The sequence below is a fragment of the Bacillus sp. GMa5/1 genome (assembly GCF_050172015.1).
Lineage (GTDB): Bacteria > Bacillota > Bacilli > Bacillales > Bacillaceae_G > Bacillus_A > Bacillus_A cereus.
Genome location: NZ_JBNLYC010000201.1, coordinates 1 through 6,655, shown reverse-complemented (window position 1 = coordinate 6,655; position 6,655 = coordinate 1). Strand labels below are relative to the sequence as shown.

Below are 6,655 nucleotides of genomic sequence, written 5' to 3'. Positions count from 1 at the left end.
ATCTTGAACAGGTTGAATTACATACTGTTTAACCAAATTCCAAGCCATAAGAGTATACGATTTAGCAAGTTCCCACTGCGAGCTTAACCAAGAAATCAAATCACTGAATTTTTCTTTTGTTGTGCTCCAAGCTTCCTGGACTGGCTGAATAATATATTGCTTAAGTAATCCCCATGCAACTTGGGCCACGGCTTTTGCAATTTCCCATTGTGTACCAAGCCAAGTGACCATTTCACCGATTTGTGTACTTACCCAGTCGTAAGCTTCCTGGATTGGTTGGATAATGTATTGACAGATTGCTGCCCATGCAATTTGTACTCCTGCTTGAATTAGTAACCAACCAGCCTCAAGGACCGTAGAAATCAATGAAATGATAGGGTCTAAGACCGTAAGTACAGTGTTCCACGTTTCCTGCCAAGCTTGTACAAGTGCCCCCCACAATTCAGAAGCTGTTGTAACTAAAGATGACCACCAGGAAGAAGCCGTTTCAACAATTCCAGACCATAAACTACTAAAGAATTCACCTATCGGATCAAAGAAACTATGCATCATTTCAGTGAATGAGGCCCAAGCTCCTGAAAAGAATTCAACAATAGAATTCCATGTACTAATACATATTTCACCTATCCCTGTCCATAAATCGCTAAAAAATTGCCCTATTGGATTAAAGAATGAATGCATTGTTTCTAAGAAAGAACTCCAAGCTTCACTAGAGGATTGAACTATCCCATCCCAAAGCTCTATTAAATATTCCTTAATAGAATTCCATGTATCTATAGTCCACTGTTTTATAGAATCCCAATTTTGATAAATGGCAATTCCTAGAGCAACTATAGCTGCTATGATAATAGGAACTATGGCAACTATACCTAGTGCGGCGGCGGCTCCGATTTCAAATACACCCATGACAGCTACAACTATTGGTGCAATTGCCATAAGTGCTCCTGAAATTACCCCAATAGCTGTTGCAACAGCCGCTAATGTCGCTGCTAATTCTGGATTATTAGAAATCCAATCAGCAATACTAGCAACAACATCAGCAATTACTCCTAGTATAGGTTCAAGAGCCATTTGCAAATCACCCATGGCTTTTTGGAACTTTACAGCTGGGTTTGCATCTAATTTTTTAACAGATTCATTTAAGTTATCTTGATTCTTCTGTAAGTCTACAGTTTTTTCTGAAGCCCTTATTAAAGTGTTAGTTAGATTTTGCCCTTGGTCTTCAAACATAGTGGCTAGAACTTTAACCCCAACTTGATTTTTCTTAACCGGGTCTTCTATTCCGTCAATAGCTTTAGCTACTTCTACCATCGCTGCGGCGCCATCTCTTCCGCCTTTAGCCACAGATGCTCCCCATTTTTCTATTTGTTCAGTTGCAATACCAGAACCGTCAAGCGCTTCTTTTAAAGCCTTATCAGCCCCTTGTGCGAATTCGGTTAATTGAATCCTACCTTCTTTCAGTCCGTCTAAGAGATTATCAATATTCCAACTACCTGTTTCAACGCCTGCTTCCATAATTGCTTGAACTTCCTCAGCTTTAAAGCCTGCACGAGTTAGCTGACTACCATATTCAGCAATGATATCTAGCTGTTCTGGTGGAAATCCCATTTTTAACAACGCATCAACCATACCAAGAGCACTATCTTGTGTTATTCCTAATTCATTTCCTATTTCATATGTTTCTTGAATTAATTCTGTAAAATCTATCCCTTCATAAGAAGCTGAAATGGCTGCCGCTCCCCTAACGATTGCTGCATTTGCTTCATCACTTATATCTTTATTTAAAGCCCATTGCCTACGGACTCCTTCTAAAGACGCTTCTGCATCAACACCATAAGCGGTAACACCTCTAATAGCTTCCTCTACTGATTTTTTAGAGGACTCCGGAACATCAAATGTGATATCGATCTTTGTTTTTAATTTTGACATATCCATCGCTTTTTCAATAGCTGTTGCAATTCCGCCACCAGCTGCTAATCCACCAATAACGTTTTCTAATCCTACTTGTAGTCCTTCGAACTTCTTCTCGGTTCTACCCGCTTCTTGTTGTAATTCTCTTAACTCATTTTGTACTTGCCGTATGGAGTTTCCAGCATCCACAGATCGAAGAGCTCTTTGTAATTTTTCAATATCAGCTTCTGTACCTAATGCCTCACGACCAATAATTCCAATCGCCTGTTCTAACTGACGACTTGTAGCTGTTCCATTCCGAATTGCATTCACAAGACGATTTCCTAATGCTCCTGCAAAATCATCAACGCTTTTTCCTGTAGCTCTAAACAATGTTTCTAATTGCCTTGTGGAACTCGCTACATTCTCTTGCTCAGCTTTCATGTTTCCAAGTTTATTTTTCAGACCATTAAGCGATCCTTCTGTAAATTCAATTTCACGCCTGAATGCACGATATTGTTCTTCAGAAATTTTACCGTTTTGAAATTGAGCTTGTACTTGTTGTTCCGCTGCTTTCAACTTATCTAGTTTTTGCGTTGTATTTTCAATCTGTTGTGTAAGTAACTGTTGTTTTTGCGCTAATGCTTCCACATTACCTGGATCAAATTTTAGCAAACGCTCGACATCTTTTAATTCTTTAGCCAAAGCATCACTTTGTTTATTTACATCTTTTAAAGCATTTTGTAGCGGCTGAGTATTACCACCAATTTCAATCGTAATCCCTTTAATTCTTCCTGCCATTTTCTCACCCCTTTCTTAGAATGAATCGAAGTCTTTTTGATTTGCTTTTCTAACTTTTTCTTTATCTGGATTCTCCAGCTCAGCGAATTCAGCAATGTAATCAAAGCAATCACCGATTGTCATATCTTCTAAATCCCAGCGTGTTAATTTCGCTTTATAACAAAGAGCAAGAAACAGTTCAGTAGTAAATTCCTCATCACTGAATGTCCCTTGCTCTCCATTATTTTTCTTTATTTTTTTTTTGCTCCCATAGTAACCTGAACTAATTCCATGACCGCAGGCATAATTTCTTCAATTGGGAATTCTTCAAATTCATCTAGCCACGTCATAGGATCAGGAATATTAGGATCAGCCGTTTTAGCGTATAACCACGTTAAGTCATAAATAAGTTCAAAATCTACTTTACTCATATCGACATTAGACATATCAATAGGTTGTTCTGCCCCATTTGATGAAGCTAAAGCATTAATTGCCCCTAACCCCATCAAATCTGCAAATAAATTACGTCTGAATTGCGCTTTATACCGCTTAACCGTAGCTGCTGTAGCTTTTAATTTGACTTGTTTTCCATCGATTGTAATTGTCTTTTCCATTCACTTACGCCCCTTTTGGTAATGCAGGTACTTTTGTATAAACTTTTTTGTACCAATTATCATAGATTTCTTGTTTTGATTTAGTAGTAGTTTTCGTTTTAACCATACGTTTTCCATTAATATCAATAGGGCTTGATACAAATTTAAGTTCATTTGTGTTAGGCTCTGCTGAATTTGTTTTCGTTTTAGATGCAAGTGTTGGACGACTTGCTGAACAGTTAAACATAACGTGTCGAGTCGCTCTTACATCGCCATCGAATTCAAATAATAACGCAAATGATTTTCCTTTTGCATCGGCTAATTCATTTAACACACCATCTTCTTCGTCTAATTCCTCACCTAATGCATCAATTGCAAATTGCTCTGGAATATGAGCGATTGATAGAGTGCCATCATACCCTTGGTTATTACTTGCTGCGTAGTAAAGCATGTCATCTGCATAGAACTCAATTAAATCCCCTCGTGGATCAAATGTTAATTCAACCGCCCCTGGTAATCGTATCGGTGTACTAAATGTAACTACACCATCTTTAATGTCATAGAGTGCATAGTGGACATTTTTCAGACCAAAAGCTACTTTGTTTTCATTCATTTATATCAACCTCGTTTCATAATTTTTTTGATACATTTTTTCAGATTCAATAAAAGTCTCATACGAGTCATAAGGAATCTCATAATCGTCTAGGACTTTTTCAAGTTTGGCTTCTGCAACTAAATCTTTTTTAGTTGTATAAAGCTCTATGTTTAAGTCATTTATCTTGTGATACACCTTGTTATCAGCCATTAAATTTGCTGATCCATCTACAAGGAAACAAATATATGGTGGTGCTGGAACTGGCTTCGTTGGTGTTGCTGTAAAATGCGAATAAGCCACAGGATAACCTGTAGCTTCAAGAATTTTTGTTAATTCACCTAATGTCATTGTTGAACCGCCCTTTCGATACGTCTTGGCAATTCATCAATTACATACTCTTCAACTGGACGGATATGGACTTGAGCCGGAACACGTCCACCGCCAACTTTCGCATGTCCTTTTTCTAAAAGGTGTGTTAGTTGCCCTTGTGTATTATGGATAACAACACCATTACCTTCTTTTTTCTTACGCCAACCTTTACGATATGCACCTGTTTTTTTAGGACTTTTCTGCTTTAATTTTTCCACAGCAACATCAGAAACTTCTTCTTGCGCTTTCAGTAATTCTTCTTCTACAACATTTGCATATCTTTGTAATTCTCTAGCAAGATCACTCGCAAAATCATTCATATCAAGTATGCTCCTTTGCGATAATAGTCAATGTTTGATACATTTCATCATCATTCATTGGCGGTTCAATAATATCAAAGATACGACCTTTCAAATTGATTCGCATTAGTTCTGTAATACCTGTTGTATAAGGCATCACAAACCGATAAATTCGTGTAGACTGTGAAGCCGAAGCTTCAATGTACTCTGAACCTTTTACCGTTTTTATCATTGCCCATGCTTTTTTTACTTCTTGCCAATTACCTGTTTCAACTTCTTGATTCAAATCATCTTTTATTACTTCAGGTTGCTCAATGATAATTCGATTTCTACAATCACCTGTATTCAGTGGTTTCTTGTACTGAAAAGGACGCATATTAATCACCGTCCAATTTAATTTCTTCTAATGCTTTATCGATACCTAAACTATTAATCTGACTTAAAAAATTCTTGTCAAAATACTCTAATGCATCGTTATAGACATAACGAGAACGTTCAAAGACTAATTCTTTGAACTCCTCGTCTTTATTTAAATCATAATTCCCACAAACCCTAAGTAATGCCTTGTTAGACGTAGAAAGGATGCGCTTTAGGTTATCATCTTCCTCATCCCCTAAGTGCATCCTATCTTTAAATTCTTGTAATATTACATTTGAAATTACTGTATCCATTCACATCATCCTTGTGTCGGTGGCTTTACTTCTTCAAGTTTCAATGTATAAACTTGTGAAGTGTATTTATCCTTCGGCTTACCTGTAGCGTGTTGTTTTGCAATATAAAGTGTTGCATCTTCTAAAGCGAGTGTTTCATTATACTTTTGGATTGGCTCCGTTCCACCCATCGCTGCAATGTACTCCCCTTTAACAAAGAACACCACTTGTCCTTGAGGTACAAATACAGATTCTGTTGGGATTGGATTAAAAGGTAAGCTCGTTACATATACACCTGCCGCATTTTGAGTTGTAGCATTTGCTTGAATATCAAAAGTATCAAATGGATTTGTTACCATAACTACTTTACCAGCAATATTTTTAGGTCTATCTGCATCTGTTTTACCATCAGGATTTAATTTTTTAGCCAATAATTTAACCACGCCTTTTAATTCATTAATTGTTTTGCGACCTGGTTCAAACGTTAAAGTTCCTGCTGGCTTTTTATCTGGATATACTCCATTCACTACACTTCCGCTAGGATCTTTTAATAACCCAATTGGTTCTTCTTTACCTGTACCTACTACAAAACCACGTTCTAAACCTACTGACATCGCTTCTGTAATCATAGTACGAACATATCGTTCCACCCATACTGGACCAAGCTTCAACATATCATTCGCTAATGGAATAAATGCTGTTAATTTCAGTTGAGTAATTGACTCTTTTCGGAATGTAGCATTTAATTGTCCTTTAATATCACCAAATAACGGTCCCCATACAGCTGCACCCTCTGGATCTCCATAAATAAATTCTGTCACGGCTCCTAAATTCTCTAAACCGATATGCTCTAGCAACGGATGACCTTGAACTAAATCATCAAAAATTCTCTCTTGTGTTGTTTTAGGTAAAGTCTCAGTTGATTTAAAACCACCCTCTTCAACAACGGCATTAAAGAACTTCATTTCTTCACTTGTTAGTACATTAGCACCGCGAGATTGCATAATAGAACGATCTACCATTGATTCATTCACTTGATTTAAAATATCTGCTCGTACATCTGTAGCAAGTGCTTCAATCATGGAGTTTAATGCTACTGATTGTTCTTCTGCTGTACCATCCTGTGTTGCTTTTGCAAAAGCTAGTTTTTTCTCTTCGAAATTATTAAACTTAATAACCATATTTTATTTTCCTCCTAAATTTAAAAAGAGCGTACTCAAATTCTGTTTTGTATGAACAGGCTTTTGAATAGGCTCTTTTGGATTTGTATTTGTTTGTAAATCATTCAGAATTTCATTTTTCAAACCTGACAATGCTGCATTTAAATCTTCTTTTGTAATCCCTTGGCCTTTGTTCATGGTTCCATTTCTAAAGCCATCGATTACTTTCTGTGGAAGCATGGCAGCAGTAGAAGCTGAAGCTGTCATTTTAACCTGATTATCCATAAACATAATTTCATCCACAAAATTATTTTCTAAC

Annotated in this window: 8 protein-coding genes and 1 pseudogene; all 9 read right to left on the bottom strand. The window is 36.9% G+C overall.

Annotated features, from left to right (window positions below; genetic code table 11):
• Positions 1–2,691: DUF2207 domain-containing protein (locus ACQGSG_RS25250; RefSeq protein WP_426948280.1), on the bottom strand; the 2,691-nt coding region annotated here is incomplete at its 3' end.
• A 230-nt stretch (positions 2,692–2,921) separates the two neighbouring features.
• The gene (locus tag ACQGSG_RS25245) at positions 2,922–3,284 is read right to left on the bottom strand and encodes a hypothetical protein (RefSeq protein ID WP_098279945.1); all 363 of its coding nucleotides are present in this window, start codon (positions 3,282–3,284) and stop codon (positions 2,922–2,924) included.
• A gap of 4 nt (positions 3,285–3,288) precedes the next feature.
• On the bottom strand, positions 3,289–3,876 hold the full coding sequence (locus tag ACQGSG_RS25240; protein ID WP_001004911.1) for a major tail protein: 588 nt from the start codon (positions 3,874–3,876) through the stop codon (positions 3,289–3,291).
• Positions 3,877–4,206, bottom strand: coding sequence for a hypothetical protein (locus tag ACQGSG_RS25235; RefSeq protein WP_325843323.1), 330 nt, complete (start codon positions 4,204–4,206; stop codon positions 3,877–3,879). It abuts the gene before it with no gap.
• A complete protein-coding gene (locus ACQGSG_RS25230; RefSeq protein ID WP_325843322.1) occupies positions 4,203–4,547 on the bottom strand; it encodes an HK97 gp10 family phage protein in 345 nt (114 codons plus the stop codon). Before ACQGSG_RS25230 ends, ACQGSG_RS25235 begins: the two co-directional genes overlap by 4 nt.
• Position 4,548: 1 nt before the next feature.
• Complete coding sequence (locus ACQGSG_RS25225; RefSeq protein ID WP_002197188.1) at positions 4,549–4,902, bottom strand: phage head closure protein; 354 nt, start codon at positions 4,900–4,902, stop codon at positions 4,549–4,551.
• Position 4,903: 1 nt separating this feature from the next.
• A complete protein-coding gene (locus tag ACQGSG_RS25220; protein WP_086401828.1) occupies positions 4,904–5,197 on the bottom strand; it encodes a hypothetical protein in 294 nt (97 codons plus the stop codon).
• A 5-nt stretch (positions 5,198–5,202) separates the two neighbouring features.
• Positions 5,203–6,357: a phage major capsid protein gene (locus ACQGSG_RS25215; protein ID WP_061654366.1), complete on the bottom strand. Its 1,155-nt coding sequence runs from the start codon at positions 6,355–6,357 to the stop codon at positions 5,203–5,205.
• Positions 6,358–6,360: 3 nt separating this feature from the next.
• A pseudogene (locus ACQGSG_RS25210) lies at positions 6,361–6,655 on the bottom strand (head maturation protease, ClpP-related); the annotation flags it as partial.

What these genes read in the sequence shown, in the direction of transcription:
- ACQGSG_RS25245 (WP_098279945.1), bottom strand. Translation starts at nt 3,284, where the DNA reads ATGGAAAAGACAATTACAATCGATGGAAAACAAGTCAAATTAAAAGCT.
- ACQGSG_RS25240 (WP_001004911.1), bottom strand. Translation starts at nt 3,876, where the DNA reads ATGAATGAAAACAAAGTAGCTTTTGGTCTGAAAAATGTCCACTATGCA.
- ACQGSG_RS25235 (WP_325843323.1), bottom strand. Translation starts at nt 4,206, where the DNA reads ATGACATTAGGTGAATTAACAAAAATTCTTGAAGCTACAGGTTATCCT.
- ACQGSG_RS25230 (WP_325843322.1), bottom strand. Translation starts at nt 4,547, where the DNA reads ATGAATGATTTTGCGAGTGATCTTGCTAGAGAATTACAAAGATATGCA.
- ACQGSG_RS25225 (WP_002197188.1), bottom strand. Translation starts at nt 4,902, where the DNA reads ATGCGTCCTTTTCAGTACAAGAAACCACTGAATACAGGTGATTGTAGA.
- ACQGSG_RS25220 (WP_086401828.1), bottom strand. Translation starts at nt 5,197, where the DNA reads ATGGATACAGTAATTTCAAATGTAATATTACAAGAATTTAAAGATAGG.
- ACQGSG_RS25215 (WP_061654366.1), bottom strand. Translation starts at nt 6,357, where the DNA reads ATGGTTATTAAGTTTAATAATTTCGAAGAGAAAAAACTAGCTTTTGCA.